This is a genomic window from Proteiniphilum sp. X52 (genome assembly GCF_003712195.1).
In the GTDB taxonomy this organism is placed as follows: Bacteria; Bacteroidota; Bacteroidia; order Bacteroidales; family Dysgonomonadaceae; genus Proteiniphilum.
In genome coordinates this window covers 1-515 of the sequence record NZ_RDSD01000083.1, presented here as the reverse complement: position 1 = coordinate 515, position 515 = coordinate 1, and the positions used below count along the sequence as shown (strand labels likewise).

General features: G+C 38.3%; 1 protein-coding gene. It reads left to right on the top strand.

The annotated features are described in order from the left end of the window. Positions 1-225: 225 nt before the first annotated feature. Positions 226-515: hypothetical protein (locus D7D25_RS17740; protein ID WP_221408037.1), on the top strand; the 290-nt coding region annotated here is incomplete at its 3' end.

Below are 515 nucleotides of genomic sequence, written 5' to 3'. Positions count from 1 at the left end.
ACAAAAGCAGCTTAAAAAATTAGGAAAAACTATCTTAACTAAAAGGAAAAATAGTCCAACTAAGTGGGAGTACTATAATTACAGAAGAAAGTTGTTCCTTTGATAGTAACATAGTCTTTGAATTTTATAGGTTTTTATCTTCATAATTACAAAACTAATAAAGTTTTTAGACTATGTTCTTTTTTTACCTAATCAGACACACTTTTTGGAACAGTATCCAGCCCCGTGCTGCAGAAAAGAAGCGGATACAGGGAAATCCTGAATCGCTGGCTGCAGTTTGATTTTGCTTCCAGGCTTGTCTGGAAGGGAGGGGACGATGTCTACAAGGCTGGCAAAAAGGATATCGCCACATTGTATGAATATTGGTTGTTCTTCACCCTGTATGATTTGGTGAGGGAGAAATTCGAGATCGATTCCGTTTCATTCGATGGCAAGGCTTACAAACATCTGATTGAACCCACAAATGACGGTCTGAATGTGATGTTGAAATCGGGGAAACATACAGCACTGGAAGG